The sequence below is a fragment of the Pseudomonas sp. BF-R-01 genome (assembly GCF_019946615.1).
Lineage (GTDB): Bacteria > Pseudomonadota > Gammaproteobacteria > Pseudomonadales > Pseudomonadaceae > Aquipseudomonas > Aquipseudomonas migulae.
Window position 1 is genome coordinate 16,266 of record NZ_JAGYFX010000008.1, and the last position, 26,175, is coordinate 42,440.

Here is a 26,175-nt window from a genome sequence, read left to right on the forward strand (position 1 = left end):
TGACCAAGGATTGATCGGGAGTGCGCTTTATATAGACGGGCAGAGCCCGCACGGTAAACGTCGCCATGTCGATATTGCAGGCCATCAGAACCTTCCTCTTTTACCTGCTGCTGGGCACCAGCTCCTTGCTTTGGTGCAGCCTGAGCTTTTTTATCGCGCCTTTTCTGCCGTTCAAGGCGCGCTATCGTTTTATCAACGTGTACTGGTGCCGTTGCGCCTTGTGGCTGAGCAAAGTCTTTCTGGGCATCAGCTACGAAGTGAAAGGTGCCGAGAACGTGCCAGACCAGCCCTGCGTGATTCAGTCGAACCACCAGAGCACCTGGGAGACGTTCTTCCTCTCGGCCTATTTCGAGCCGTTGAGCCAGGTACTGAAGCGTTCATTGCTGTTTGTACCGTTCTTCGGTTGGGCCATGGCCATGCTGCGGCCGATCGCCATCGACCGCGACAACCCGAAGGCCGCGCTCAAACATGTAGCGAAGCAGGGCGATGAACTGCTGAAGGATGGCGTCTGGGTACTGATATTCCCTGAAGGAACGCGGGTCCCTTACGGCACCATCGGAAAATTCTCACGAGGTGGTACGGCGTTAGCCGTCAACGCCGAACTTCCGGTGCTGCCGATTGCGCACAATGCCGGCAAATTCTGGCCGAAAACCGGTTGGGCCAAGAAGCAGGGCGTCATCACTGTGATCATCGGCGAGCCGATGTACGCCGAAGGCAGTGGCCCCCGCGCGATTGCCAACCTCAATGACCGGGTTCAGGCCTGGAACGAGCAGATGCAACGGGAAATGGGCTCGCTCCCACCCGCTCCGCAAGCACCGGCTGCCAATGATCAGATGGCTGTCTGAGATTCTGTGGATAACCTGTGTACCGTTTTGCTGAAAAGTAACGTATTTAGTTTGTAAGCTTATGATTTATATACATATTTCTTAAGCTCATAAAATATGGAAAAAGGTGCATAAGTTTTTTTCGGACGTAAAAAAACCGGCTGATATAGCCGGTTTTTTTATGCCTGCGAATTGAGCAGCGAGGCTTAGCTGATAATCGGAGCACGCCAGTCATCAGAACCGGAAGTACCACAGGCTTCGTGAGTCCAGGTGATTTTTCGGTAGGTGAAATACACGTCTTCGAGATGCGTAAAGTGGGCCATATTGGGATCCTGGCAGCTTGGCATTCTTGTCTGCACATCGACGATCACTGCGTCTTCCAGCTCGATGCTGAAGTAATGTTCCTGTTTCCCCGCCGACGAAGTCCGATACCAAGCGATATGGCAGCTATTCAACACTTCTCCGCTCGTTAACGCGTTAAAAATCAACGGTGATGATTTATCAAATACCTTTGAGATCATCAGCGGCTTATGCACACGCTGGCCCGTTGGCTGACCCGATTGGGGATCTCTCGGAATGATAATTTGGTGACTGAATGCCTGGACCAGGATTTGGTCTTCGTGCCCCTCCTGATAGACGTTACCAACCGACTCCGGAGTAAATGTCCCGGCAGTAATCATCCCTTGCCGATTTCCATTTATAACTAAATACGCGGGTGTTGGCATAACTGCATTCCCTGTTCGATATCCCAAAAATGATAGCTCCCGTCAGTCATACACTTGACGAAGAGGCTGTAGGATAAAGAGCACTCGGGATAGCGTATGTAGGACTTATCTGTGAGGATCCGAGGCAAAACGCCTGCGTTCCATACGATTTGGCACCGCCGCTGAAGGGCGAAATAGCGTAATAAAAAAGGCCAGCGCAATGCGCTGGCCTTTTTATTGTTGGCAGAACCGCTGGATCAGAAGTCCAGGTTAGAAACCGCCAAGGCATTGCTTTCGATGAAGTCACGACGAGGTTCGACCGCATCACCCATCAGGGTGTTGAAGATCTGGTCCGCGCCAATGGCGTCTTCGATGGTCACTTTGAGCATTCGGCGCTGACTTGGGTCCATGGTGGTTTCCCACAGCTGATCCGGGTTCATCTCACCCAGACCTTTGTATCGCTGGATGGTGTGACGCTTGGTGCTTTCAGCCATCAGCCATTCAAGGGCTTCCTTGAATTCGGTGACCGGCTTCTTGCGTTCGCCACGCTGGATGTACGCGCCGTCGTCCAGCAGGGTGCTCAGCTGAGCGCCCAGGGATACGACAGTCCTGTAATCGTTGCTGCCGAAGAAGTCGCGGTTGAACGTGACGTAGTTCGACAGGCCGTGGGAGATTAGCTCGACCTCTGGCAGCCAGACGTTACGCTCACGGTCTTCACGCAGGCTGGCCTTGTAGACCAGGCCGGACTTCTCGACGGTGCGCAGACGGACTTCATACTTGGCCAGCCAATCCTGCATCGCTGCGTGATCGGACAGTTGCTCCATGCTCACCGCTGGCAGGTAGATGAAGTGCTCGGTCAGTTCCTGAGGGTACAGGCGCGACAGACGCTTGAGGGTCTTCATCACCAGACGGAAGTCGTTCACCAGACGCTCAAGGGCTTCGCCGGAGATACCCGGGGCTTCCTCGTTCAGGTGCAGGCTCGCATCTTCCAGGGCCGACTGCGTCATGTACTCTTCCATGGCGTCGTCGTCTTTGATGTATTGCTCTTGCTTGCCTTTCTTGACCTTGTACAGCGGTGGCTGAGCGATGTAGATGTAGCCACGCTCGATCAGCTCTGGCAGCTGACGGAAGAAGAAGGTCAGCAGCAGGGTACGGATGTGCGAACCGTCGACGTCAGCATCGGTCATGATGATGATGTTGTGGTAGCGCAGCTTGTCGATGTTGTATTCGTCGCGACCGATACCGCAGCCCAGTGCGGTGATCAAGGTGCCCACTTCTTGCGAAGAGATCATCTTGTCGAAGCGCGCCTTCTCGACGTTGAGGATCTTGCCCTTCAACGGCAGGATGGCCTGGGTTTTACGGTTACGCCCCTGCTTGGCGGAGCCGCCAGCAGAGTCACCTTCCACGAGGTACAGTTCGGAAAGGGCAGGGTCTTTTTCCTGGCAGTCAGCCAGTTTGCCCGGCAGGCCGGCGATGTCCAGCGCGCCTTTGCGGCGGGTCATCTCACGGGCCTTACGTGCTGCTTCACGCGCACGTGCCGCGTCGATCATCTTGCCGACGACCAGTTTGGCTTCGTTCGGGTTTTCCAGCAGGAAGTCGGAGAAGTACTTGCCCATTTCCTGTTCGACCGCGGTCTTCACTTCGGAAGAAACCAGCTTGTCTTTGGTCTGGGAGCTGAACTTCGGATCCGGCACCTTCACCGAGATGATCGCGGTCAAGCCTTCACGGGCGTCATCACCGGTGGTGGCGACCTTGTGCTTCTTGGCCAGGCCTTCAGCTTCGATGTAGGTGTTCAGGTTACGCGTCAGTGCGGAACGGAAACCCACCAGGTGAGTACCGCCATCACGCTGCGGGATGTTGTTGGTGAAGCACAACAGGTTCTCGTTGAAGCTGTCGTTCCACTGCAGGGCGATTTCCACGCCGATGCCGTCTTCACGCTGGATGTTGAAGTGGAACACCTGGTTGACCGCAGTCTTGTTGGTGTTCAGGTATTCAACGAACGCACGCAAGCCGCCTTCGTACTTGAACAGCTCTTCCTTGCCGCTGCGCTCATCCTTGAGGACGATGCCGACACCGGAGTTGAGGAAGGACAGTTCACGAATCCGCTTGGCCAGGATGTCCCAGCTGAAGTGGATGTTCTTGAAGGTTTCAGCCGATGGCTTGAAGTGAATCTGGGTGCCCGTGGTTTCGCTCTCACCAACGATTTTCATCGGCTCTTGCGGGACGCCATGGACGTAAGTCTGTTCCCAGATCTTGCCGCTGCGGCGAACGGTCAGGACCAGTTCCTTGGACAGTGCGTTCACTACCGAAACACCTACACCGTGCAGACCGCCGGATACTTTGTAGGAGTTGTCGTCGAACTTACCGCCGGCGTGCAGCACGGTCATGATGACCTCAGCTGCCGAGACGCCTTCTTCTTTGTGTACGTCTACCGGGATGCCACGACCGTTGTCGCGAACGGTGATGGATTCGTCCGGGTGGATGATGATGCTGATGTCGTCGCAATGGCCGGCCAAAGCTTCGTCGATCGAGTTATCGACCACCTCGAACACCATGTGGTGCAGACCGCTGCCATCGTCGGTGTCACCAATGTACATACCGGGACGTTTGCGTACGGCATCCAGGCCTTTCAGCACTTTAATGCTCGTTGAGTCGTACGTATTTTCTTCGCTCAATGCCTTCACTCCCGATGGTCGTGGGTCTGGGTGATACGGCCCTGTTCCACGTGGAACAGAGCGACTGGCGTTTCCGTCTGCCAGCCTTCCCTCAATAATTCGTGATCTACACAGGTGATAAACACCTGGCAGCGTAAGTCTTCCAACAAGCGGCAAAGCGCGCGGCGGTGCTGCTCGTCCAGTTCGGACGGCAAGTCATCCACCAGATAAATACACTGGCCGCGTCGGGCCTGGCTGACCAGGTGCCCTTGGGCAATCCGCAATGCACAGACCACCAACTTCTGCTGACCGCGGGACAAGATGTCCGCGGCGTTATGTGCGCCCAATCTGAGGCGCAAATCAGCGCGTTGTGGTCCGGCCTGGGTATGCCCCATCTGCTGGTCTCGCTGAACGGACCCAGCGAGCACTGCACTCAATTCGCGGTCTTTGTCCCAGCCTCGGTAATAGCTGAGCGTCAAACCTTCAAGCTCAACCAGTTCGCTCAAGGTCTGTTCAAAGACTGGTTTCAAGGCTTTGATATAGGCACGGCGGTATTCATCAATTTCAGCGCTGGCCTGGCACAGTTCCCTGTCCCAAACCGCTTGCGAAACGGCGTCAAGTGTACCATGCCGCAGCCAAGAGTTTCTCTGGCGCAGGGCCTTCTGCAAGCGCTGCCAGGTGGACATGAACCGCGGTTCCACGTGGAACACGCCCCAGTCGAGAAACTGCCGGCGAATCTTCGGTGCGCCTTCAAGCAGGCGGAAGCTATCAGGGTTGATCAGTTGCAGCGGCAGGATCTCCGCCAGCTGTGCGGCACTGCGCGCGTTCTGCCCGTCAATACGGATCTGGAACTCGCCTTGGCGGTCCCGTGATATCCCCAGTGCGCTATGCCCGCCCTCAGCCAACTCAACCTGACCGAATACGGTACAGGCCAATTGCTCATACTGAATAACCGGCAAAAGGCGGGTACTACGAAACGAACGGGCAAGCCCCAGCAGGTGAATGGCTTCCAGAACACTGGTTTTGCCGCTGCCGTTGGCGCCGTAAAGAATGTTGATTCGGGGGGAGGGGGAGAAGGTCACCGGGTGCAGATTGCGCACCGCGGTGACCGAGACGCGACTTAATGACATCTAGCTTCTGCTGAGCATGATTACAGACGCATCGGCATGACAACGTAGGCCGAGTCATCATTGTCAGACTCTTGCACCAGCGCACTGCTGTTGGAGTCGGACAGGATCAGGCGAACCTGCTCAGTGGTCATCACGCCCAACACGTCGAGCAAGTAGCTCACGTTGAAGCCGATTTCCAGATTGCCGCCGTTGTACTCAACGCCCACTTCTTCTTCCGCTTCTTCCTGCTCCGGGTTGTTGGCCTGGATCTTCAACTGACCGCTGGCCAGTTGCAGACGGATACCGCGGTACTTCTCGTTGGACAGAATCGCGGTACGGCTGAAAGCTTCACGCAACGCCTGACGATCGCCGAGCACCAGTTTGTCGCCGCCCTTCGGCAGAACACGCTCGTAGTCCGGGAATTTACCGTCGACCAGTTTAGAGGTGAAGGTGAACTCGCCTGTGGTGGCGCGGATGTGATGCTGACCCAGGACGATGCTGACATTGCCGTCCGGCTCGGTCAGCAGACGCGCCAGCTCAAGGATACCCTTGCGCGGCACGATGACCTGATGGCGATCCGGCTGACCGATGTCGGCCTGCATCGAGCACATGGCCAGACGGTGACCGTCGGTGGCCACGGCCCGGATGATCCCGGCCGAGACTTCCAGCAACATGCCGTTCAGGTAATAACGCACGTCCTGCTGGGCCATGGCGAAGCTGGTGCGTTCAATCAGACGACGCAGTTTGCTTTGCTCAAGGCTGCAAGTCAGCGAACCCGGACCTTCTTCAACGGTCGGGAAATCGTTCGCCGGCAGGGTCGACAGAGTGAAGCGGCTACGGCCTGCTTTCACAACCAGCTTCTGCTCGTCGACCTTGATGTCGATCAGCGCGTCGTTCGGCAGGCTTTTGCAGATGTCCATCAGCTTGCGCGCAGGCACAGTGATGGAACCCGGGTCAGCCGGCTCTTCGAGTTGTACACGACCGACCAGCTCGACTTCCAGGTCGGTACCGGTCAGCGACAGTTGCTGGCCTTCGACAACCAGCAGCACGTTGGAGAGCACCGGCAAGGTCTGTCGGCGCTCGACGACGCCTGCGACCAGTTGCAGGGGTTTCAACAGGGCTTCGCGTTGAATGGTGAAATGCATGGTCTAGTCCCTTGCCTTAATAAGCTGCGCTGGTGTTCATCAAGTTGTCAGAGTACGCAGCAGGTTCTTGTAGTCCTCGCGGATGTCCGCGTCGGATTCCTTAAGTTCGTTGATCTTGCGGCAGGCGTGCAAAACAGTCGTGTGGTCGCGGCCGCCAAACACATCGCCGATTTCCGGCAGGCTGTGGTTAGTCAACTCTTTGGACAACGCCATGGCAACCTGACGCGGACGAGCGACCGAGCGTGAACGACGCTTGGACAGCAGGTCGGAAATCTTGATCTTGTAGTACTCGGCGACAGTGCGCTGAATGTTATCCACAGAGACCAGTTTGTCTTGCAGCGCCAACAGATCTTTCAGGGATTCGCGAATCAGCTCGATGGTGATATCGCGGCCCATGAAGTGCGAGTGGGCGATTACGCGCTTAAGCGCACCTTCCAGCTCACGGACGTTGGAGCGAATACGCTGGGCGATGAAGAACGCCGCGTCGTGGGGCAGATCGACTTTGGCCTGGTCGGCCTTTTTCATCAGGATCGCGACACGGGTTTCCAGCTCCGGCGGCTCGACGGCTACCGTCAGGCCCCAGCCGAAGCGGGATTTGAGGCGCTCTTCAAGGCCTTCGATTTCTTTAGGGTAGCGGTCACTGGTGAGAATGACCTGCTGGCCACCTTCGAGCAGGGCGTTGAAGGTGTGGAAAAACTCTTCCTGCGAACGTTCCTTGCGGGCGAAGAACTGAATGTCATCGATCAGCAATGCGTCCACCGAACGGTAGAAGCGCTTGAACTCGTTGATCGCGTTCAGTTGCAGAGCCTTGACCATATCGGCCACGAAACGCTCCGAATGCAGGTACACGACCTTGGCATTCGGGTTCTTCTTTAATAGATGGTTACCCACAGCGTGCATCAAGTGAGTTTTACCCAAGCCAACACCGCCATAAAGGAAGAGCGGGTTGTAACCGTGCTTGGGGTTGTCCGCCACCTGCCAGGCCGCAGCCCGGGCCAGTTGGTTGGACTTACCTTCGACGAAGTTCTCGAAGGTGAAAGTGCGGTTCAGGTAACTGGTGTGCTTGAGCGCACCTTCTACCTGCACCGTGCGCTGCTCGGAACGCACCGGGGCCTGTTGAGAACTGGCGCCGGCCATCGGATCGAAGCTGTCGCGCGATGGCTCTTCACTGACTTCGGCAACTTTCTGGGTCGAACGCTTGGTCGGTGTGGCCGTCGGGGCAGGTGCCGGAGCACTGACAGGCGCTTGAGCCGCCTGTGCCTGAGACGCGGCGGCAGCCAGTGGCGCATTCGGGGCAGCCCGTGGAGCCGAACTGCGTTTGCTGCCTATTAATAAGGAAAGCGCCGGCGCCATGCCATTGCCATGCTCATCCAGCAGTTCAAGGACGCGGCCCAGGTACTTTTCGTTGACCCAGTCGAGAACAAAACGATTCGGTGCGTAGACACGCAACTCGTCGCCTTCGGCTTCGACCTGTAGTGGACGGATCCAAGTGTTGAATTGTTGGGCAGGCAGCTCATCGCGCAAAAGCTCCACGCACTGCTGCCAAAGTTCCACTGACACGGATATCCCCTAAGTTGAAAGCCGGTGAGGCAAAAACAAGCGGCCATTGTAGCGACCAGACGCCGACTTATCCACACGTAGGTGGGTCACTGACCAAGAAGAATCAACGTTTTATACGTAAAAAAGACGACCAGTGGTCTGTGCATAAGCTCTGTGGATAACCGCCCTTGAGGTCGTTGCACAAGTGGGGGCGAAACTCGGTGGATAACCTGCCTGTGGATAACACCCCCTTTCACACACAGCTTATCCGACAGCGCAGCACAGGCTGACCACCGTTTTCCACCGTAGTTGTCATTCTCTGTACAGCACGGGATAGAAGGCTTGAAGGTAGTTATCCACAGATGATCGGTGTCCTAGCTTTTATAAGCTTTACAGAAAAGCTTTAAATACTTTCCTTCTTTATTTTTATATTTGTCTGGAGGTGAAGACGAGCAAAACGTCTGGAGATCTATTTATAAGGAAACGTTGGTTGGAAATTGACCTAGAGGCTTGCTTTCTCTAGAATCCCCGGTCTCTTAAAACGGGGGCCATTCCGGCCCGTTGTGGACGAACCAGGTAACACGACAATGAAACGTACTTTCCAACCAAGCACTATCAAACGCGCTCGTACCCACGGTTTCCGTGCTCGCATGGCTACCAAGAACGGTCGTGCCGTTCTGTCGCGTCGTCGCGCCAAAGGTCGTGCGCGTCTGGCAGTTTGATAAGCCGGCACTGGAGGTGAGTCAGGACTTCAGTCGGGAAAAGCGTCTGCTTACTCCCCGGCATTTCAAGGCAGTCTTTGACTCCCCTACCGGCAAGGTTCCGGGGAAAAATCTCCTGCTCCTTGCGCGCAACAACGATCTTGATCACCCCCGTCTCGGGCTGGTTATCGGGAAAAAGAGCGTAAAGCTCTCCGTCGAGCGCAATCGCCTCAAACGTCTGATGCGCGAATCGTTCCGTCTGAACCAGGATTCACTGGTCGGCTGGGATATCGTTATCGTCGCGCGCAAAGGTTTGGGTGACGTAGAAAACCCCGAATTGATTCAGCATTTCGGCAAACTCTGGAAGCGTCTGGCACGCAGCACGCCGGTACCAGCAGTCAAAACCGAAACTGTAGGGGTAGACAGTCCCGATGCGTAAACTGGCACTCGTTCCGATCCAGTTTTATCGCTATGCCATTAGTCCTCTGATGGCCAGTCACTGTCGTTTCTACCCCAGTTGTTCCTGCTACGCGTTAGAAGCCATAGAAAATCATGGCCTTCTGCGCGGTGGCTGGCTGACCTTTCGTCGTTTAGGTCGCTGTCATCCGTGGAATCCCGGTGGTTATGACCCGGTTCCACCTATCCCTACCTCCCGTTCTTCTTCGATGGCCGAGTAATCATGGATATCAAACGCACGATCCTGATCGTCGCCCTGGCAATCGTGTCCTACGTTATGGTTCTTAAATGGAACCAGGACTATGGCCAGGCTGCCCTGCCGACTCAGAATGTTGCTTCCAGTACTTCCGCACCGGGCCTACCGGATACGGCGACTGGCAATAATGCTTCTGTCAGTGACGACATTCCGCGCGCCGCAAGCGATACCAGTGCCACTGCACCTGCTGAAACACCAGTAGCTGCAAGCAAAGACCTCATCCAGATCAAAACGGATGTGCTCAACCTGGCTATCGATCCACAAGGTGGCGATGTTGCACAGTTGACTCTGCCGCTGTATCCACGTCGCCAGGACCATCCGGAAATTCCATTCCAGTTGTTCGATAACGGCAACGAGCGGACTTATCTGGCTCAAAGCGGTTTGATCGGTACCGATGGTCCGGACGCAAGTCCTGCCGGTCGTCCGGTTTACTCCTCCGAGAAGAAGATCTACCAACTGGCCGACGGTCAGGACCAATTGGTTGTAGACCTGAAGTTCAGCAAGGACGGCGTCAACTACATCAAGCGTTTCACACTGAAACGTGGCCTGTACGACGTAACCGTTTCCTACGTGATCGACAACGAAAGTGCCAAGCCTTGGTCGGGTGCGATGTTCGCCCAACTGAAGCGCGACGCCAGCTCCGATCCTTCTTCCAGCACTGCCACCGGCACCGCGACTTACCTGGGCGCCGCCCTGTGGACAAGTAACGAGCCGTACAAGAAAGTGTCGATGAAGGACATGGACAAGGCTCAGCTGAAAGAAACCGTGAACGGTGGTTGGGTTGCCTGGTTGCAACACTACTTCGTGACCGCATGGATTCCGGCGAAGGGCGAAAACAACGTCGTCCAGACCCGTAAAGACAGCAAAGGCAACTACATCATCGGCTACACCGCCCCGGCAATGACTGTTGCGCCAGGTGCGAAAGCCGAAACCAGCGCTGTTCTGTACGCCGGTCCGAAAAGCCAGGCTGTGCTGAAAGAGTTGTCCCCAGGTCTGGAATTGACCGTCGACTACGGCATTCTGTGGTTCATTGCCCAGCCAATCTTCTGGCTGCTGCAACACATCCACGCGCTGGTCGGTAACTGGGGCTGGTCGATCATCTTCCTGACCATGCTGATCAAAGGGATTTTCTTCCCGCTGTCGGCAGCCAGCTACAAATCCATGGCCCGCATGCGCGCAGTGGCACCGAAACTGGCCGCGCTGAAAGAGCAACATGGCGATGACCGGCAGAAAATGTCGCAAGCCATGATGGAGCTGTACAAGAAAGAGAAGATCAATCCGCTGGGTGGTTGCTTGCCAATCCTCGTGCAGATGCCGGTTTTCCTCTCGCTGTACTGGGTTCTGCTGGAAAGCGTTGAAATGCGCCAAGCGCCGTTCATGCTGTGGATTACTGACCTGTCGATCAAGGATCCGTTCTTCATTCTGCCGATCATCATGGGTGCAACCATGTTCATCCAGCAGCAGTTGAACCCGACTCCTCCGGATCCGATGCAGGCCAAGGTGATGAAGCTGATGCCAATCATCTTCACCTTCTTCTTCCTGTGGTTCCCGGCTGGTCTGGTGCTGTACTGGGTAGTGAACAACTGCCTGTCCATCGCCCAACAGTGGTACATCACTCGTAAAATCGAAGCGGCTACTAAAGCAGCTGCCTGATTTACACTGTGGATAACCACTCAAAACGCCCCCTAGTGGGGCGTTTTGCTATCTGTCACTTTTGTCTGGATACCGGTTTATGAGCGCTCCTCGTGAAACCATCGCCGCCGTCGCCACCGCTCAAGGTCGTGGCGGCGTAGGCATCGTCCGTATTTCCGGGCCGCTGGCGAGCGTTGCGGCCAAGGCCTTCAGCGGTCGTGAACTCAAGCCGCGATTCGCCCACTACGGCCCGTTTTTCGATCAAAACGAAGAGGTGCTGGACCAGGGCATTGCCTTGTATTTTCCGGGCCCGAACTCGTTCACCGGCGAAGACGTGCTGGAACTCCAGGGTCATGGCGGCCCGATTGTTCTCGACATGCTGCTCAAGCGATGCCTTGAACTGGGGTGCCGTCTGGCACGACCAGGTGAATTCAGTGAGCGTGCGTTCCTGAATGACAAACTCGATCTGGCACAGGCCGAAGCAATCGCCGACCTGATCGAGGCCAGTTCTGCACAGGCCGCCCGCAATGCATTGCGCTCCTTGCAGGGGGCATTTTCCGATCGTGTGCATAACCTCACCGAGCAACTGATCGGCCTGCGGATTTACGTAGAAGCGGCCATCGACTTCCCGGAAGAAGAAATCGACTTCCTTGCCGATGGCCATGTACTGAGCATGCTCGACAAAGTCAGGGAAGAGTTATCCACCGTGCTGCGCGAAGCCGGGCAGGGTGCGTTGCTGCGTGACGGCATGACGGTGGTGATCGCCGGTCGGCCAAATGCCGGTAAATCCAGTTTGCTCAACGCACTGGCGGGTCGTGAAGCAGCGATCGTGACCGAGATTGCCGGCACCACACGTGACATTTTGCGCGAACATATCCACATCGATGGCATGCCGCTTCACGTGGTGGATACCGCTGGTCTGCGAGATACCGATGACCATGTGGAAAAAATTGGTGTTGAACGGGCGTTGAAAGCCATTAGCGAAGCTGATCGAGTGCTGCTGGTGGTCGATGCCACCGCACCGGAAGCGCTTGATCCGTTTGCGTTGTGGCCAGAGTTCCTGGAAACCCGCCCGGATCCGGCAAAAGTCACGTTGATCCGTAACAAGGCCGACCTTACGGGCGAAGCGATTGCCCTGGAAGTCAGTGAGGATGGCCATGTGACCATCAGCCTGAGTGCCAAGTCGGCCGGCGAAGGCCTGGAACTGCTGCGTGATCATCTCAAGGCCTGCATGGGCTATGAGCAGACGTCGGAAAGCAGCTTCAGCGCTCGCAGGCGTCACCTTGAGGCGTTGCGTCATGCCAGTGCATCCCTCGAGCACGGCCGTGCGCAGCTGACTCTGGCGGGTGCCGGTGAGCTACTGGCCGAAGATTTGCGCCAGGCTCAACATGCCTTGGGCGAGATCACCGGTGCATTCAGCTCCGATGACCTGCTGGGACGGATCTTTTCCAGTTTCTGTATCGGCAAATAGCCCTATCGTTGTCCACAGACAGGCCATTCGCGCCTGTCTGTTCTCCCCCTTTTCCTGAATTGCCTCCAGTGCCGAGCAGATTCTTTCTGCCTGGGCGGATTTTCTGCGCCCGGGATTTGATCAATCGGCGCTTTTCTGAGGATTAAGCCCTGTGAATAACTGCCGCTAAGGGCAGTTGATAACAGGGCCTCAAAACTGAAGATAACCGCCTCTGTGGATAACCACCCCTTTCATCCACAGGCTTACACCGGTTATCCAAGGGCCTCATTGGCACATGACCACAGGGTTTTGATTCTCTGTACATATTGAAAACAAAGGGCTGTACGAATCTATCCACAGAAATGGTGCTCAGTAGAAATAAACATAAAAACAAAGATTTAATAAATTTCTTTCTTTTTAATTTCTATAACCCCGACTTCTCCACAGCTGGTTAAATTTTGTGCAAAGGGTTCTTTAGGAAGGGCGAAGTCCCTATACTTGTCGACCAGGTCCAAAAACCTGAGCTCAAACTATTCCTGAATTACCTACTTAAGCAGGCACGAGGTGCGTGGTGGATTTCCCTTCCCGTTTTGAAGTGATCGTCATCGGCGGCGGTCATGCCGGTACCGAGGCAGCACTGGCCTCAGCACGTATGGGGGCAAAAACCCTGTTGCTGACGCATAACGTGGAAACCCTCGGTGCCATGAGTTGCAACCCGGCCATCGGCGGGATCGGCAAAAGCCACTTGGTAAAAGAAATCGATGCCCTCGGCGGCGCGATGGCCATGGCTACCGATAAAGGCGGCATTCAGTTTCGCGTGTTGAACAGCCGCAAAGGCCCGGCCGTGCGTGCAACCCGCGCCCAGGCAGACCGGGTTCTGTACAAGGCCGCTGTCCGCGAAGCATTGGAAAACCAGCCGAACCTGTGGATATTTCAACAAGCCGCTGATGACCTAATCGTTGAACAGGAACAAGTGCGCGGTGTTGTCACCCAAATGGGCCTGCGTTTCTTCGCTGACTCAGTGGTGTTGACCACTGGCACCTTCCTCGGTGGACTTATCCACATCGGAATGCAGAATTATTCCGGTGGTCGTGCCGGTGATCCGCCGTCGATCGCCCTGGCTCGCCGTCTGCGCGAATTGCCACTGCGTGTTGGCCGATTGAAAACCGGTACACCGCCGCGTATCGACGGTCGGTCTGTGGATTTCTCGGTGATGACCGAGCAAGCAGGTGATACGCCGATCCCGGTGATGTCGTTCATGGGTTCCAAAGAGCAGCATCCGAAACAGGTGAGCTGCTGGATTACCCACACCAACGCCCGGACCCACGAAATCATCGCAGCGAACCTCGACCGTTCGCCGATGTATTCCGATGCAGGGTTGATCGAAGGTATCGGCCCGCGTTACTGCCCGTCGATCGAAGACAAGATCCACCGCTTTGCCGACAAGGAAAGCCACCAGGTCTTCATCGAACCGGAAGGTTTGACCACTCACGAGCTGTACCCGAACGGGATATCCACATCCCTGCCGTTCGACGTGCAATTGCAGATCGTGCAATCGATTCGCGGCATGGAAAACGCGCACATCGTGCGTCCGGGCTACGCCATCGAGTACGACTACTTCGACCCGCGTGACCTGAAGTACAGCCTGGAAACCAAAGTCATCGGCGGTCTGTTTTTCGCTGGGCAAATCAATGGCACCACCGGATACGAAGAAGCCGGTGCCCAGGGTTTGCTGGCCGGGGCCAACGCTGCACTGCGTGCGCAAGGCAAAGACGCCTGGTGCCCGCGTCGCGACGAGGCGTACATCGGCGTGTTGGTTGACGACCTGATTACCCTTGGAACTCAAGAGCCGTACCGGATGTTCACATCCCGCGCCGAGTACCGTCTGATCTTGCGCGAAGACAACGCGGACCTGCGCCTGACCGAAAAAGGTCGCGAGCTGGGTCTGGTGGATGACGCGCGTTGGGCGGCGTTCTGCACCAAACGCGAAAGCATCACGCTGGAAGAGCAGCGCCTGAAAAGTACCTGGGTTCGTCCCGGCACCGAGCAGGGCGATGCGATATCCGAAAAATTCGGCACGCCGCTGACTCACGAATACAACCTGCTCAACCTCTTGAGCCGTCCCGAAATCGACTACGCTGGTCTGATCGCTGTGACTGGCGGGGGCGCAGAAGATCCACAAGTCGCCGAACAGGTCGAAATCAAGACCAAATACGCCGGTTATATCGATCGTCAGCAAGATGAAATCGCGCGTCTGCGGGCGAGCGAGGACACGAAACTGCCTGTGGATATCGATTACACGAACATTTCCGGTCTCTCCAAAGAGATCCAGAGCAAGCTCGGTGCGACCCGTCCAGAAACACTGGGCCAGGCGTCACGCATTCCGGGTGTCACACCGGCAGCCATTTCGCTGTTGATGATTCATTTGAAAAAACGCGGCGCTGGCCGTCAGTTGGAGCAAAGCGCTTGAGTTCGTTGGTCACCTCGCAACACGCCGAAGAGTTATCCACAGGTGCTCGCCAGCTCGGTGTCACATTGACCGAAACCCAGCACGCGCAGTTGTTGGGTTATCTGGCCCTGTTGATCAAATGGAACAAGGCCTACAACCTGACCGCCGTGCGCGATCCGGACGAAATGGTCTCGCGTCACCTGCTCGATAGTTTGAGCGTGATGTCGTTCATCGAAAACGGTCGTTGGCTGGACGTTGGCAGCGGCGGCGGCATGCCGGGCATTCCGCTTGCAATCCTGTTTCCAGAGTCCCAAGTGACCTGCCTGGACAGCAACGGCAAGAAAACCCGCTTCCTGACCCAGGTCAAACTCGAACTCAAACTGGATAACCTGCAAGTTATCCACAGTCGCGTCGAAGCCTTCCAGCCTGCACAGCCTTTCAACGGGATCATTTCCCGGGCGTTCAGCAGCATGGAGAACTTCAGCAACTGGACGCGCCACCTTGGCGATGCCGATACACGTTGGCTGGCAATGAAGGGCGTTCATCCGGCCGATGAGCTGGTAGCATTGCCGGCAGACTTCCACCTCGATAGCGAACACGCCCTGGCCGTACCTGGTTGCCAAGGCCAACGCCATCTGCTGATACTGCGCCGCACGGCATGATTGGGAACACAAGCAAGAATGGCTAAGGTATTCGCGATAGCGAACCAAAAGGGTGGTGTGGGTAAAACCACCACCTGCATCAACCTCGCAGCTTCCCTGGTTGCTACCAAGCGCCGGGTGCTGTTGATCGATCTCGATCCACAGGGCAACGCCACCATGGGTAGCGGTGTGGATAAACACGGCCTGGAAAACTCGGTCTACGACTTGCTGATCGGCGAATGCGATCTGGCCCAGGCCATGCACTTCTCCGAGCACGGTGGTTACCAGCTGTTGCCGGCCAACCGCGACCTGACCGCGGCCGAAGTGGTTCTGCTGGAAATGCAGATGAAGGAAAGCCGCCTGCGCAGCGCGCTGGCGCCGATCCGTGAAAACTACGATTACATTTTGATCGACTGCCCGCCGTCGCTGTCGATGCTCACGCTGAACGCTTTGGTCGCGGCTGACGGGGTAATTATCCCCATGCAGTGCGAGTACTTTGCGCTCGAAGGCTTGAGCGACCTTGTGGATAACATCAAGCGCATCGCAGAACTGCTGAACCCGAACCTGAAAGTCGAAGGCCTGTTGCGCACGATGTATGACCCGCGCCTGAGCCTGATGAACGATGTGTCGGCGCAGTTGAAAGAACACTTCGGCGAGCAGCTCTACGATACGGTTATCCCGCGTAACATCCGCCTCGCCGAAGCGCCAAGCTATGGCATGCCGGCGCTGGCTTACGACAAGACTTCGCGGGGCGCCATTGCCTATCTGGCACTTGCCGGCGAGATGGTTCGCCGTCAGCGCAAAAACTCACGCACTGCCGCTGCTCAGGCAACTTAAGGAATCCCCATGGCCGTCAAGAAACGAGGTCTCGGACGTGGACTGGATGCACTGCTGAGCGGTCCGACCGTCAGCTCGCTGGAAGAGCAGGCAGTACAAGCCGATCAGCGAGAGCTGCAGCATTTGCCCCTGGACCTGATCCAGCGCGGCAAGTACCAGCCGCGTCGGGACATGGACCCGCAAGCGCTGGAAGAACTGGCGCAATCGATCAAGGCCCAGGGCGTGATGCAGCCGATCGTGGTTCGCCCGATCGGCAGCGGCCGCTTCGAAATCATCGCCGGCGAACGTCGCTGGCGTGCGAGCCAGCAGGCTGGCCAGGAAACCATCCCGGCGATGGTGCGCGATGTACCGGATGAAACCGCCATCGCCATGGCGCTGATCGAGAACATCCAGCGCGAAGACCTCAATCCGATCGAAGAAGCGGTGGCCTTGCAGCGTTTGCAGCAGGAATTCCAGCTGACTCAGCAACAAGTGGCCGAAGCGGTGGGCAAATCCCGCGTGACTGTGGCCAACCTGCTACGCTTGATCTCGTTGCCGGAAGTTATCAAGACCATGCTGTCGCACGGTGACCTGGAAATGGGTCATGCCCGTGCTTTGCTTGGTTTGCCGGAGAATCAACAGGTTGAAGGGGCGCGACATGTTGTCGCACGGGGGCTGACTGTGCGCCAGACTGAGGCACTGGTTCGCCAGTGGTTGAGTGGCAAACAGGAGCCCGCCGAACCGGTAAAACCGGACCCGGATATCGCCCGACTCGAGCAGCGTCTGGCTGAGCGCCTAGGCTCTGCGGTGCAGATCCGACACGGAAAGAAGGGGAAAGGGCAGTTGGTCATTGGTTACAACTCCCTTGATGAGCTTCAGGGTGTGCTCGCACACATTCGCTGAAACATTTCCTCATGTAGCGTGCAGTCGGAAATCACTACCTGACAGTTGAATAGGGGCAGAACCGCCCCTATACTCTGCGCGCATTTTGTCGGCACAAATTATGCCAAGTTATTGAATTCTGGCAGCCGACCATTGGGGAGTATTAGTGATGGAAACCCGCACGCCAAACCGCTTGCCGTTCCATCGCCTGGCAGTTTTTCCGGTGTTGATGGCTCAGTTTGTCGTGTTGCTGATCGCCGCTTTGGCGCTGTGGCAATGGCACGGAGTCGTTGCCGGGTACTCAGGACTCTGCGGAGGCCTGATAGCCTTGCTGCCCAATGTTTATTTCGCTCACAGGGCATTTCGGTTTTCCGGCGCCCGAGCAGCTCAAGCCATCGTCCGGTCTTTTTATGCCGGCGAGGCGGGCAAACTGATTTTGACGGCAGTGCTTTTTGCATTGACGTTTGCAGGTGTGAAGCCATTGGCGCCGCTAGCTGTATTCGGCGTCTTCGTGTTGACCCAACTGGTCAGCTGGTTCGCGCCCCTGCTGATGAGAACAAGACTTTCGAGACCTTAGGGCGTTTGAGGCAACCATGGCAGAAACAACCGCTTCGGGCTATATCCAGCACCACTTGCAGAACCTGACCTTCGGTCAGCACCCAACCGGCGGGTGGGGTTTTGCCCACACCGCAGCAGAAGCCAAAGAAATGGGCTTCTGGGCTTTCCACGTCGATACCCTCGGCTGGTCGGTCGCTTTGGGTCTGATCTTCGTTCTTCTTTTCCGCATGGCGGCAAAGAAAGCGACTTCCGGTCAGCCTGGTGCTTTGCAGAACTTCGTTGAAGTATTGGTCGAATTCGTCGATGGCAGCGTGAAAGACAGCTTCCATGGCCGTAGCCCGGTGATTGCACCGCTGGCACTGACCATCTTCGTCTGGGTCTTCCTGATGAACGCCGTCGACCTGATCCCGGTCGACTGGATTCCTCAGCTGGCCATCCTGATCACTGGCGATGCGCACATTCCGTTCCGTGCCGTATCGACCACTGACCCGAACGCTACCCTGGGCATGGCCCTGTCGGTGTTCGCGTTGATCATTTTCTACAGCATCAAGGTCAAGGGCATCGGCGGCTTTGTCGGCGAGCTGACCCTGCACCCGTTCGGCAGCAAGAACATCTTCGTTCAGGCCCTGCTGATTCCGGTGAACTTCCTGCTGGAGTTCGTGACGCTGGTAGCCAAGCCAATCTCCCTGGCACTGCGTCTGTTCGGCAACATGTACGCCGGCGAGCTGGTCTTCATTCTGATTGCTGTGATGTTCGGCAGCGGTCTGCTCTGGCTTAGCGGCCTGGGCGTAGTTCTGCAGTGGGCGTGGGCTGTGTTCCACATCCTGATCATCACCCTGCAGGCGTTTATCTTCATGATGCTGACCATCGTTTACCTTTCGATGGCGCACGAAGAGAACCATTAAGGCCAGTCTCGACTAGTCTGATGTCCCACCCGGTCAAACGGGTGGGGGCCCGAACAGGGCTATGAAACGATTTGTTTTACCGCTTTAAAATCTAAAAAACCTAAACCATACGACGTAAAAGTCGGGAGGAAAGATGGAAACTGTAGTTGGTCTAACCGCTATCGCTGTTGCACTGTTGATCGGCCTGGGCGCACTGGGTACCGCAATTGGTTTCGGCCTGTTGGGCGGCAAGTTCCTGGAAGGCGCAGCGCGTCAGCCAGAAATGGTTCCAATGCTGCAAGTTAAAATGTTCATCGTTGCCGGTCTGCTCGACGCCGTAACCATGATCGGTGTTGGTATCGCTCTGTTCTTCACCTTCGCGAACCCATTCGTTGGTCAACTCGCTGGCTAATCACTCGAACCTTCGAGTGATTGGTTTGATGTGCAACGAACGAGCGAGGTGTTGGCGTGAACATTAATGCAACCCTGATTGGCCAGTCCGTTGCGTTCTTCATTTTTGTACTGTTTTGCATGAAGTTCGTGTGGCCTCCGGTCATCGCGGCTTTGCACGAACGTCAGAAGAAGATCGCGGATGGACTGGACGCTGCCGCCCGAGCAGCTCGCGACCTGGAGTTGGCCCAAGATAAAGCGGGTCAACAACTGCGCGAAGCTAAGGCTCAGGCAGCTGAAATCATTGAGCAAGCCAAGAAACGCGGTAACCAGATTGTTGAAGAGGCTGTTGAAAAAGCCCGTATCGACGCTGACCGTGTGAAGGTTCAGGCTCAGGCCGAGATCGAGCAGGAACTGAACAGTGTCAAAGACGCGCTGCGTGCCCAACTGGGTGCACTGGCCGTTGGCGGCGCCGAGAAGATCCTGGGTGCCACAATCGATCAAAACGCGCACGCGGAGCTGGTAAACAAACTGGCTGCTGAAATTTAAGCGAGGGCGATCATGGCAGAATTGACCACGTTGGCCCGACCTTACGCTAAGGCAGCCTTCGAGCACGCCCAGGCCCACCAGCAACTGGCCTCTTGGTCAGCCATGCTCGGCCTGGCTGCAGCAGTGTCGCAAGACGACACCATGCAGCGCGTGCTCAAGGCCCCGCGACTGACGAGCGCAGACAAGGCCGCCACGTTTATTGACGTGTGCGGCGACAAGTTTGATGCCAAGGCACAGAACTTCATCAACGTCGTTGCCGAAAACGACCGTCTCCCGCTGTTGCCGGAGATATCCGCTCTGTTCGACCTGTACAAGGCCGAACAAGAGAAGTCGGTAGACGTTGAAGTGACCAGTGCTTTTGCATTGAACCAAGAACAGCAAGACAAACTCGCCAAGGTTCTCAGTGCACGACTCAACCGGGAAGTGCGCCTGCAAGTCGAGGAAGACAAATCCCTTATTGGGGGCATTGTCATCCGCGCCGGCGACCTGGTTATCGATGGCTCGGTTCGCGGCAAACTCGCGAGCCTTGCCGAAGCATTGAAATCTTGAGTTTGAAGGGGCAGCAGAGCAATGCAGCAACTCAATCCTTCCGAAATAAGTGAAATTATCAAGGGCCGCATCGACAAGCTCGATGTGACCTCCCAAGCCCGTAACGAAGGCACTGTCGTCAGCGTATCTGACGGTATCGTGCGGATTCACGGTCTGGCCGACGTAATGTACGGCGAGATGATCGAGTTTCCGGGCGGCGTCTTCGGTATGGCCCTCAACCTGGAGCAAGACTCTGTAGGTGCCGTTGTATTGGGCGCATACCAGACTCTGGCTGAAGGCATGAGCGCCAAGTGCACCGGCCGCATCCTCGAAGTTCCGGTTGGTAAGGAACTGCTGGGTCGCGTAGTCGACGCACTGGGTAACCCAGTTGACGGCAAAGGTCCGCTGAACAACACCGAGACCGACGCGGTCGAGAAAGTTGCTCCAGGCGTGATCTGGCGTAAGTCGGTAGACCAGCCTGTACAGACTGGCTACAAGGCTGTCGATGCCATGATCCCTGTCGGCCGTGGCCAGCGTGAGCTGATCATCGGTGACCGTCAGATCGGTAAAACCGCTCTGGCGATCGACGCGATCATCAACCAGAAAAACAGCGGCATTTTCTGCGTCTACGTAGCGATCGGTCAGAAACAATCGACCATCGCCAACGTGGTTCGCAAGCTGGAAGAAAACGGCGCACTGGCTAACACCATCGTCGTGGCAGCGAGCGCTTCGGAATCTGCAGCACTGCAATTCCTGGCACCGTACTCCGGTTGCACCATGGGTGAGTACTTCCGCGACCGCGGTGAAGACGCGCTGATCGTTTATGACGATCTGTCCAAGCAAGCAGTGGCTTACCGCCAGATTTCCCTGCTGCTGCGCCGTCCACCAGGCCGTGAAGCTTACCCAGGCGACGTGTTCTATCTCCACTCCCGTCTGCTGGAGCGCGCATCCCGCGTTTCGGAAGAATACGTAGAGAAGTTCACCAACGGCGCAGTGACCGGCAAAACCGGTTCCCTGACCGCACTGCCGATCATCGAAACCCAGGCTGGCGACGTTTCCGCGTTCGTTCCGACCAACGTGATTTCCATCACCGACGGTCAGATCTTCCTGGAATCGGCCATGTTCAACTCCGGGATCCGTCCTGCTGTGAACGCCGGTGTTTCGGTATCCCGTGTGGGTGGTGCCGCTCAGACCAAGATCATCAAGAAGCTCTCCGGTGGTATCCGTACCGCTCTGGCTCAGTACCGTGAACTGGCGGCATTCGCCCAGTTCGCTTCTGACCTGGACGAAGCGACCCGTAAGCAACTTGAGCATGGTCAGCGCGTTACCGAGCTGATGAAGCAGAAGCAATACGCACCAATGTCGATCGCTGACATGGCGCTGTCGCTGTATGCCGCTGAGCGTGGGTTCCTGACTGACGTTGAAATCGCCAAGATCGGCAGCTTCGAACAAGCGCTGATTGCTTTCTTCAACCGCGATCACGCCGAATTGATGGCGAAGATCAACGTGAAGGGTGACTTCAATGACGAAATCGACGCTGGCATGAAAGCCGGTATCGAGAAGTTCAAGGCCACCCAAACCTGGTAAGCCGCAGCGGGAGCCGCAAGGCTCCCGCTTGCTAACCTGATAGGTGTTACATGGCAGGCGCAAAAGAGATTCGCAGTAAGATTGCGAGCATCAAAAGCACGCAAAAGATTACCAGCGCCATGGAAAAAGTGGCGGTCAGTAAAATGCGCAAGGCACAAATGCGCATGGCTGCTAGCCGTCCTTACGCGGAGCGCATCCGCCAGGTTATTGGCCATTTGGCCAACGCTAACCCGGAATATCGCCACCCATTCATGATCGACCGTGAAGTAAAGCGTGTTGGTTATGTCGTGGTGAGCAGTGACCGTGGTCTGTGTGGTGGCTTGAACACCAACCTGTTCAAGGCTCTGGTCAAGGACATGGCGGTAAACCGCGAAAACGGCGTCGAGATTGATCTGTGTGTTGTTGGTAGCAAGGGTGCGGCTTTCTTCCGCAACTTCGGCGGTAACGTCGTAGCAGCTATCAGCCACCTGGGTGAAGAGCCGTCGATCAATGACCTGATCGGCAGCGTCAAGGTGATGCTGGATGCCTACCTGGACGGCCGTATTGACCGCCTGTCCGTGGTGTCCAACAAGTTCATCAACACCATGACGCAAACGCCTACCGTGGAGCAGTTGATTCCACTGGTGGCAACCCCGGATCAAGGACTCAAGCACCACTGGGATTATCTGTACGAACCGGACGCCAAAGAGCTGCTTGACGGCTTGATGGTCCGTTACGTGGAGTCGCAGGTCTACCAGGCGGTGGTCGAGAACAACGCGGCTGAACAAGCTGCGCGGATGATCGCGATGAAGAACGCTACCGACAACGCCGGTGATTTGATCAGCGATTTGCAGCTGGTCTACAACAAGGCGCGTCAGGCTGCGATCACCCAAGAGATCTCGGAAATCGTCGGCGGCGCTGCCGCGGTTTAACGGTTCAAATATTCAGAGGATCCAGCTATGAGTAGCGGACGTATCGTTCAAATCATCGGCGCCGTTATCGACGTGGAATTCCCACGCGACAGCGTACCGAGCATCTACAACGCTTTGAGTGTAAAAAGCGATGCAGGCACCACTCTCGAAGTTCAGCAGCAGCTGGGCGACGGCGTGGTTCGTACCATTGCGATGGGTTCCACCGAGGGCTTGAAGCGCGGTCTGGAAGTCACCGACTCTGGCGCAGCCATCTCCGTACCGGTCGGTAAAGCGACTCTGGGCCGGATCATGGACGTACTGGGCAACCCGATCGACGAAGCTGGCCCGATCGCCACCGAAGAGCGCTGGGGCATTCACCGTCCTGCGCCAACCTTCGCTGAGCAAGCGGGCGGCAACGACCTGCTGGAAACCGGCATCAAGGTTATCGACCTGGTTTGCCCGTTCGCCAAGGGTGGTAAAGTTGGTCTGTTCGGTGGTGCCGGTGTAGGCAAAACCGTAAACATGATGGAACTGATCCGTAACATCGCCATCGAGCACAGCGGTTATTCCGTGTTCGCCGGTGTGGGTGAGCGTACTCGTGAGGGTAACGACTTCTACCACGAGATGAAGGACTCCAACGTTCTGGACAAAGTGGCACTGGTTTACGGTCAGATGAACGAGCCGCCGGGTAACCGTCTGCGCGTAGCACTGACCGGCCTGACCATGGCCGAGAAGTTCCGTGACGAAGGTAACGACGTTCTGCTGTTCGTCGACAACATCTATCGTTACACCCTGGCCGGTACTGAAGTATCCGCACTGCTGGGCCGTATGCCTTCCGCAGTAGGTTACCAGCCGACCCTGGCCGAAGAGATGGGTACTCTGCAAGAGCGTATCACTTCGACCAAAAACGGTTCGATCACCTCGATCCAAGCGGTATACGTACCTGCGGATGACTTGACTGACCCGTCGCCAGCGACCACCTTCGCCCACTTGGACGCCACCGTCGTTCTGTCCCGTGACATCGCTTCCCTGGGTATCTACCCAGCGGTCGATCCACTCGACTCGACTTCGCGCCAGCTGGACCCGAACGTAATCGGCCAGGACCACTACGATACCGCTCGCGGTGTACAGTACGTTCTGCAGCGTTACAAAGAACTGAAGGACATCATTGCGATCCTGGGTATGGACGAGCTGTCGGAAGCCGACAAGCAGTTGGTAAACCGTGCTCGTAAGATCCAGCGCTTCTTGTCGCAGCCGTTCTTCGTGGCTGAAGTCTTCACCGGTGCCTCGGGTAAATACGTTTCCCTGAAAGACACCATTGCTGGCTTCAAAGGCATCCTCAACGGTGACTACGACCACCTGCCAGAACAAGCGTTCTACATGGTCGGCGGCATCGAAGAAGCGATCGAGAAAGCCAAGAAACTGTAATCCCGGCGCCCGGCAACGGGCGCTAATTTAGGTTGAGGCAATCAGATGGCTATGACAGTCCATTGCGATATCGTCAGCGCGGAAGGAGAAATCTTTTCCGGCCTGGTCGAGATGGTGATTGCGCACGGTGCACTGGGTGATCTTGGTATCGCCCTGGGCCACGCGCCGCTGATCACTAATCTCAAGCCTGGCCCGATCCGCCTGGTCAAGCAGGGCGGGGAAGAGGAGGTGTATTACATCTCCGGTGGTTTCCTCGAGGTTCAGCCGAACATGGTCAAGGTTCTTGCCGACACCGTGCAACGAGCTGCCGACCTGGACGAAGCCTCCGCTCAGGAAGCCGTTAAGGCTGCCGAGAAGGCCTTGCATGAGCGGGGCGCGGAATTCGATTACGGTTCTGCTGCCGCACGTCTGGCCGAGGCTGCAGCTCAGCTGCGCACCGTCCAGCAGATCCGCAAGAAGTTTGGCCACTAACAGGCCATCACTTGTTGCGCGATTGATTAAAAAGGGTAGCCTCGGCTACCCTTTTTTCTTTTCCGATTTTCATAACCTGGTCGCAGCCGCTGACCATCCAGGATTGGTAGCCAGTCATGTCTCTTGAAATTGTTATCCTCGCTGCCGGCCAAGGCACTCGCATGCGTTCGGCACTGCCGAAAGTCCTGCATCCGATTGCCGGCAACTCGATGCTTGGCCATGTTATCCACAGCGCGCGGCAACTTGATCCACAGCGCATCCACGTGGTGATTGGCCATGGTGCCGACGCCGTACGTGAGCGACTGGCAGCCGATGATCTGAATTTCGTCCTGCAGGACAAGCAGTTGGGTACTGGCCACGCGGTTGCTCAGGCAGTCCCGTTCATTGAATCCGACACCGTCCTGATTCTTTACGGCGATGTGCCGTTGATCGAAGTCGAGACCCTTCAACGTCTGCTCAAGCAGGTTGCACCGCAGCAATTGGGTTTGCTGACCGTTCAGCTGGATGATCCAACCGGCTATGGCCGCATCGTTCGTGATGCTGCCGGCAAGGTGACGGCTATCGTCGAGCAGAAAGACGCCAACGAAGCCGAGCGTGCGATCACTGAAGGCAACACCGGTATTCTCGCGCTGCCGTTCGCGCAACTGGGCGGCTGGATGAGCCGTCTTTCCAACAACAACGCCCAGGGCGAGTACTACCTGACTGACGTGATTGCCATGGCAGTCAGTGATGGTCTGGTGGTGGCGACCGAGCAGCCTCACGATGCGATGGAAGTGCAGGGCGCCAATGATCGCAAGCAGCTTTCCGAGCTCGAGCGTCATTATCAACTGCGCGCGGGTCGTCGTTTGATGGCCCAGGGCGTGACCCTGCGCGACCCGGCACGTTTCGATGTCCGTGGTGACATCACTGTCGGTCGCGATGTGCTGATCGACATCAACGTGATTCTCGAAGGCAAGGTTGTCATCGAAGATGACGTGGTGATCGGCCCGAACTGCGTGATCAAGGACAGCACTTTGCGCAAAGGCGTGATGATCAAGGCGAACAGCCATATCGAAGGCGCGATCATGGGCGAAGGCAGCGATGCCGGTCCATTCGCGCGCCTGCGTCCCGGCTCCGTGCTGGAGGCTCGCGCGCATGTGGGTAACTTTGTCGAGCTGAAAAACGCTCACATGGGCGAAGGCGCCAAGGCCGGTCACTTGGCCTATCTGGGCGATGCCGAGATTGGCGCACGCACCAACATCGGTGCAGGCACCATCACGTGCAACTATGACGGTGCCAACAAGTGGAAAACCGTGTTGGGTGAGGATGTGTTCATCGGTTCCAACAACTCGTTGGTGGCGCCTGTGGATATCTCTAGCGGTGCGACCACTGCGGCCGGATCGACCATCACGCAGAATGTGGATAAAGAGCAACTGGCCGTCGGACGTGCGCGCCAGAAGAATATCGATGGCTGGAAACGGCCAGTGAAAATCAAAAAGGCCTGAGTTATCCACAATCCCTGTAGGAGCTGGCTTGCCGGCGATAGCGGTTTACCTGAAACACCGCGTCGGCCCATCGCCGGCAAGCCGGCTCCTACAAGGTTATCCACAGACCTTTTTATCGCCTCGCGCTTGACGAAGTTTCGCCAATAGG

The 26,175-nt window shown here is 56.5% G+C and carries 25 protein-coding genes; 20 read left to right on the forward strand and 5 right to left on the reverse strand.

Going from position 1 to position 26,175, the window contains the following annotated elements; translation table 11 throughout:
• Nucleotides 1-65 precede the first annotated feature (65 nt).
• A complete protein-coding gene (locus KGB27_RS05475; RefSeq protein ID WP_008027562.1) occupies nucleotides 66-845 on the forward strand; it encodes a lysophospholipid acyltransferase family protein in 780 nt (259 codons plus the stop codon).
• A gap of 185 nt (nucleotides 846-1,030) precedes the next feature.
• Here KGB27_RS05475 and KGB27_RS05480 read toward each other — a convergent pair whose 3' ends face one another.
• The 5 genes from KGB27_RS05480 to dnaA form a co-directional block, all read right to left on the reverse strand.
• Nucleotides 1,031-1,549 (reverse strand): Hcp family type VI secretion system effector, encoded by a 519-nt coding sequence (locus KGB27_RS05480; protein WP_032832632.1) that lies wholly within the window; start codon nucleotides 1,547-1,549, stop codon nucleotides 1,031-1,033.
• A 236-nt stretch (nucleotides 1,550-1,785) separates the two neighbouring features.
• Nucleotides 1,786-4,203: a DNA topoisomerase (ATP-hydrolyzing) subunit B gene (gene gyrB / locus KGB27_RS05485; RefSeq protein WP_008027559.1), complete on the reverse strand. Its 2,418-nt coding sequence runs from the start codon at nucleotides 4,201-4,203 to the stop codon at nucleotides 1,786-1,788.
• 5 nt (nucleotides 4,204-4,208) lie between these two features.
• Complete coding sequence (gene recF / locus KGB27_RS05490) at nucleotides 4,209-5,312, reverse strand: DNA replication/repair protein RecF (protein WP_008041454.1); 1,104 nt, start codon at nucleotides 5,310-5,312, stop codon at nucleotides 4,209-4,211.
• 20 nt (nucleotides 5,313-5,332) lie between these two features.
• On the reverse strand, nucleotides 5,333-6,436 hold the full coding sequence (gene dnaN, locus KGB27_RS05495) for a DNA polymerase III subunit beta (protein WP_008027555.1): 1,104 nt from the start codon (nucleotides 6,434-6,436) through the stop codon (nucleotides 5,333-5,335).
• 39 nt (nucleotides 6,437-6,475) lie between these two features.
• Nucleotides 6,476-7,996, reverse strand: a complete 1,521-nt coding sequence (dnaA, locus tag KGB27_RS05500; protein WP_008027554.1) for a chromosomal replication initiator protein DnaA — start codon at nucleotides 7,994-7,996, stop codon at nucleotides 6,476-6,478.
• Nucleotides 7,997-8,562: 566 nt separating this feature from the next.
• Between dnaA and rpmH the strand changes: the two genes are divergently transcribed.
• The 19 genes from rpmH to glmU all read left to right on the forward strand — a co-directional run bounded on the left by rpmH (nucleotide 8,563) and on the right by glmU (nucleotide 26,027).
• Nucleotides 8,563-8,697 (forward strand): 50S ribosomal protein L34, encoded by a 135-nt coding sequence (gene rpmH / locus KGB27_RS05505; RefSeq protein ID WP_003213577.1) that lies wholly within the window; start codon nucleotides 8,563-8,565, stop codon nucleotides 8,695-8,697.
• Between the two features lie 16 nt (nucleotides 8,698-8,713).
• On the forward strand, nucleotides 8,714-9,115 hold the full coding sequence (rnpA, locus tag KGB27_RS05510; RefSeq protein WP_028620331.1) for a ribonuclease P protein component: 402 nt from the start codon (nucleotides 8,714-8,716) through the stop codon (nucleotides 9,113-9,115).
• Nucleotides 9,108-9,353, forward strand: coding sequence for a membrane protein insertion efficiency factor YidD (yidD, locus tag KGB27_RS05515; protein ID WP_010207715.1), 246 nt, complete (start codon nucleotides 9,108-9,110; stop codon nucleotides 9,351-9,353). The genes rnpA and yidD overlap by 8 nt, the downstream gene beginning before the upstream one ends.
• A gap of 2 nt (nucleotides 9,354-9,355) precedes the next feature.
• Nucleotides 9,356-11,041 (forward strand): membrane protein insertase YidC, encoded by a 1,686-nt coding sequence (gene yidC, locus KGB27_RS05520; RefSeq protein WP_008041448.1) that lies wholly within the window; start codon nucleotides 9,356-9,358, stop codon nucleotides 11,039-11,041.
• A 79-nt stretch (nucleotides 11,042-11,120) separates the two neighbouring features.
• On the forward strand, nucleotides 11,121-12,491 hold the full coding sequence (mnmE, locus tag KGB27_RS05525) for a tRNA uridine-5-carboxymethylaminomethyl(34) synthesis GTPase MnmE (protein WP_192228145.1): 1,371 nt from the start codon (nucleotides 11,121-11,123) through the stop codon (nucleotides 12,489-12,491).
• 550 nt (nucleotides 12,492-13,041) lie between these two features.
• The gene (mnmG, locus tag KGB27_RS05530; protein WP_008027545.1) at nucleotides 13,042-14,940 is read left to right on the forward strand and encodes a tRNA uridine-5-carboxymethylaminomethyl(34) synthesis enzyme MnmG; all 1,899 of its coding nucleotides are present in this window, start codon (nucleotides 13,042-13,044) and stop codon (nucleotides 14,938-14,940) included.
• Nucleotides 14,937-15,581 carry a 16S rRNA (guanine(527)-N(7))-methyltransferase RsmG gene (rsmG, locus tag KGB27_RS05535; protein ID WP_007948096.1) on the forward strand — a complete coding sequence of 215 codons (645 nt, stop codon included), beginning with the start codon at nucleotides 14,937-14,939 and terminating at the stop codon, nucleotides 15,579-15,581. The genes mnmG and rsmG overlap by 4 nt, the downstream gene beginning before the upstream one ends.
• A gap of 18 nt (nucleotides 15,582-15,599) precedes the next feature.
• On the forward strand, nucleotides 15,600-16,397 hold the full coding sequence (locus KGB27_RS05540) for a ParA family protein (protein WP_008027543.1): 798 nt from the start codon (nucleotides 15,600-15,602) through the stop codon (nucleotides 16,395-16,397).
• 9 nt (nucleotides 16,398-16,406) lie between these two features.
• Nucleotides 16,407-17,279: a ParB/RepB/Spo0J family partition protein gene (locus KGB27_RS05545; protein WP_192228148.1), complete on the forward strand. Its 873-nt coding sequence runs from the start codon at nucleotides 16,407-16,409 to the stop codon at nucleotides 17,277-17,279.
• A gap of 148 nt (nucleotides 17,280-17,427) precedes the next feature.
• Nucleotides 17,428-17,835: a F0F1 ATP synthase subunit I gene (locus tag KGB27_RS05550; RefSeq protein WP_008027539.1), complete on the forward strand. Its 408-nt coding sequence runs from the start codon at nucleotides 17,428-17,430 to the stop codon at nucleotides 17,833-17,835.
• A 16-nt stretch (nucleotides 17,836-17,851) separates the two neighbouring features.
• A complete protein-coding gene (atpB, locus tag KGB27_RS05555; RefSeq protein WP_008027537.1) occupies nucleotides 17,852-18,721 on the forward strand; it encodes a F0F1 ATP synthase subunit A in 870 nt (289 codons plus the stop codon).
• A 133-nt stretch (nucleotides 18,722-18,854) separates the two neighbouring features.
• Nucleotides 18,855-19,112, forward strand: a complete 258-nt coding sequence (atpE, locus tag KGB27_RS05560; protein ID WP_002555987.1) for a F0F1 ATP synthase subunit C — start codon at nucleotides 18,855-18,857, stop codon at nucleotides 19,110-19,112.
• Between the two features lie 56 nt (nucleotides 19,113-19,168).
• Nucleotides 19,169-19,639, forward strand: a complete 471-nt coding sequence (locus tag KGB27_RS05565) for a F0F1 ATP synthase subunit B (RefSeq protein ID WP_008027535.1) — start codon at nucleotides 19,169-19,171, stop codon at nucleotides 19,637-19,639.
• A gap of 12 nt (nucleotides 19,640-19,651) precedes the next feature.
• The gene (locus KGB27_RS05570) at nucleotides 19,652-20,188 is read left to right on the forward strand and encodes a F0F1 ATP synthase subunit delta (protein WP_008027533.1); all 537 of its coding nucleotides are present in this window, start codon (nucleotides 19,652-19,654) and stop codon (nucleotides 20,186-20,188) included.
• A gap of 21 nt (nucleotides 20,189-20,209) precedes the next feature.
• Nucleotides 20,210-21,754 (forward strand): F0F1 ATP synthase subunit alpha, encoded by a 1,545-nt coding sequence (gene atpA / locus KGB27_RS05575; RefSeq protein WP_008027530.1) that lies wholly within the window; start codon nucleotides 20,210-20,212, stop codon nucleotides 21,752-21,754.
• 50 nt (nucleotides 21,755-21,804) lie between these two features.
• Entirely contained in the window at nucleotides 21,805-22,665 is an 861-nt protein-coding gene (atpG, locus tag KGB27_RS05580; protein WP_008027528.1) for a F0F1 ATP synthase subunit gamma, read from the forward strand.
• Nucleotides 22,666-22,692: 27 nt separating this feature from the next.
• The gene (gene atpD, locus KGB27_RS05585) at nucleotides 22,693-24,072 is read left to right on the forward strand and encodes a F0F1 ATP synthase subunit beta (protein WP_008027526.1); all 1,380 of its coding nucleotides are present in this window, start codon (nucleotides 22,693-22,695) and stop codon (nucleotides 24,070-24,072) included.
• A gap of 45 nt (nucleotides 24,073-24,117) precedes the next feature.
• Complete coding sequence (locus tag KGB27_RS05590; protein WP_007969909.1) at nucleotides 24,118-24,543, forward strand: F0F1 ATP synthase subunit epsilon; 426 nt, start codon at nucleotides 24,118-24,120, stop codon at nucleotides 24,541-24,543.
• Between the two features lie 116 nt (nucleotides 24,544-24,659).
• Entirely contained in the window at nucleotides 24,660-26,027 is a 1,368-nt protein-coding gene (gene glmU / locus KGB27_RS05595; RefSeq protein ID WP_223553499.1) for a bifunctional UDP-N-acetylglucosamine diphosphorylase/glucosamine-1-phosphate N-acetyltransferase GlmU, read from the forward strand.
• Nucleotides 26,028-26,175: the final 148 nt, after the last annotated feature.

What these genes read in the sequence shown, in the direction of transcription:
- dnaN (WP_008027555.1), bottom strand. Translation starts at nt 6,436, where the DNA reads ATGCATTTCACCATTCAACGCGAAGCCCTGTTGAAACCCCTGCAACTG.
- KGB27_RS05590 (WP_007969909.1), top strand. Translation starts at nt 24,118, where the DNA reads ATGGCTATGACAGTCCATTGCGATATCGTCAGCGCGGAAGGAGAAATC.
- atpE (WP_002555987.1), top strand. Translation starts at nt 18,855, where the DNA reads ATGGAAACTGTAGTTGGTCTAACCGCTATCGCTGTTGCACTGTTGATC.
- KGB27_RS05480 (WP_032832632.1), bottom strand. Translation starts at nt 1,549, where the DNA reads ATGCCAACACCCGCGTATTTAGTTATAAATGGAAATCGGCAAGGGATG.
- yidC (WP_008041448.1), top strand. Translation starts at nt 9,356, where the DNA reads ATGGATATCAAACGCACGATCCTGATCGTCGCCCTGGCAATCGTGTCC.
- atpB (WP_008027537.1), top strand. Translation starts at nt 17,852, where the DNA reads ATGGCAGAAACAACCGCTTCGGGCTATATCCAGCACCACTTGCAGAAC.
- glmU (WP_223553499.1), top strand. Translation starts at nt 24,660, where the DNA reads ATGTCTCTTGAAATTGTTATCCTCGCTGCCGGCCAAGGCACTCGCATG.
- recF (WP_008041454.1), bottom strand. Translation starts at nt 5,312, where the DNA reads ATGTCATTAAGTCGCGTCTCGGTCACCGCGGTGCGCAATCTGCACCCG.
- KGB27_RS05550 (WP_008027539.1), top strand. Translation starts at nt 17,428, where the DNA reads ATGGAAACCCGCACGCCAAACCGCTTGCCGTTCCATCGCCTGGCAGTT.
- KGB27_RS05545 (WP_192228148.1), top strand. Translation starts at nt 16,407, where the DNA reads ATGGCCGTCAAGAAACGAGGTCTCGGACGTGGACTGGATGCACTGCTG.
- KGB27_RS05570 (WP_008027533.1), top strand. Translation starts at nt 19,652, where the DNA reads ATGGCAGAATTGACCACGTTGGCCCGACCTTACGCTAAGGCAGCCTTC.
- KGB27_RS05540 (WP_008027543.1), top strand. Translation starts at nt 15,600, where the DNA reads ATGGCTAAGGTATTCGCGATAGCGAACCAAAAGGGTGGTGTGGGTAAA.
- atpG (WP_008027528.1), top strand. Translation starts at nt 21,805, where the DNA reads ATGGCAGGCGCAAAAGAGATTCGCAGTAAGATTGCGAGCATCAAAAGC.
- atpA (WP_008027530.1), top strand. Translation starts at nt 20,210, where the DNA reads ATGCAGCAACTCAATCCTTCCGAAATAAGTGAAATTATCAAGGGCCGC.
- atpD (WP_008027526.1), top strand. Translation starts at nt 22,693, where the DNA reads ATGAGTAGCGGACGTATCGTTCAAATCATCGGCGCCGTTATCGACGTG.
- KGB27_RS05475 (WP_008027562.1), top strand. Translation starts at nt 66, where the DNA reads ATGTCGATATTGCAGGCCATCAGAACCTTCCTCTTTTACCTGCTGCTG.
- mnmE (WP_192228145.1), top strand. Translation starts at nt 11,121, where the DNA reads ATGAGCGCTCCTCGTGAAACCATCGCCGCCGTCGCCACCGCTCAAGGT.
- yidD (WP_010207715.1), top strand. Translation starts at nt 9,108, where the DNA reads ATGCGTAAACTGGCACTCGTTCCGATCCAGTTTTATCGCTATGCCATT.
- rpmH (WP_003213577.1), top strand. Translation starts at nt 8,563, where the DNA reads ATGAAACGTACTTTCCAACCAAGCACTATCAAACGCGCTCGTACCCAC.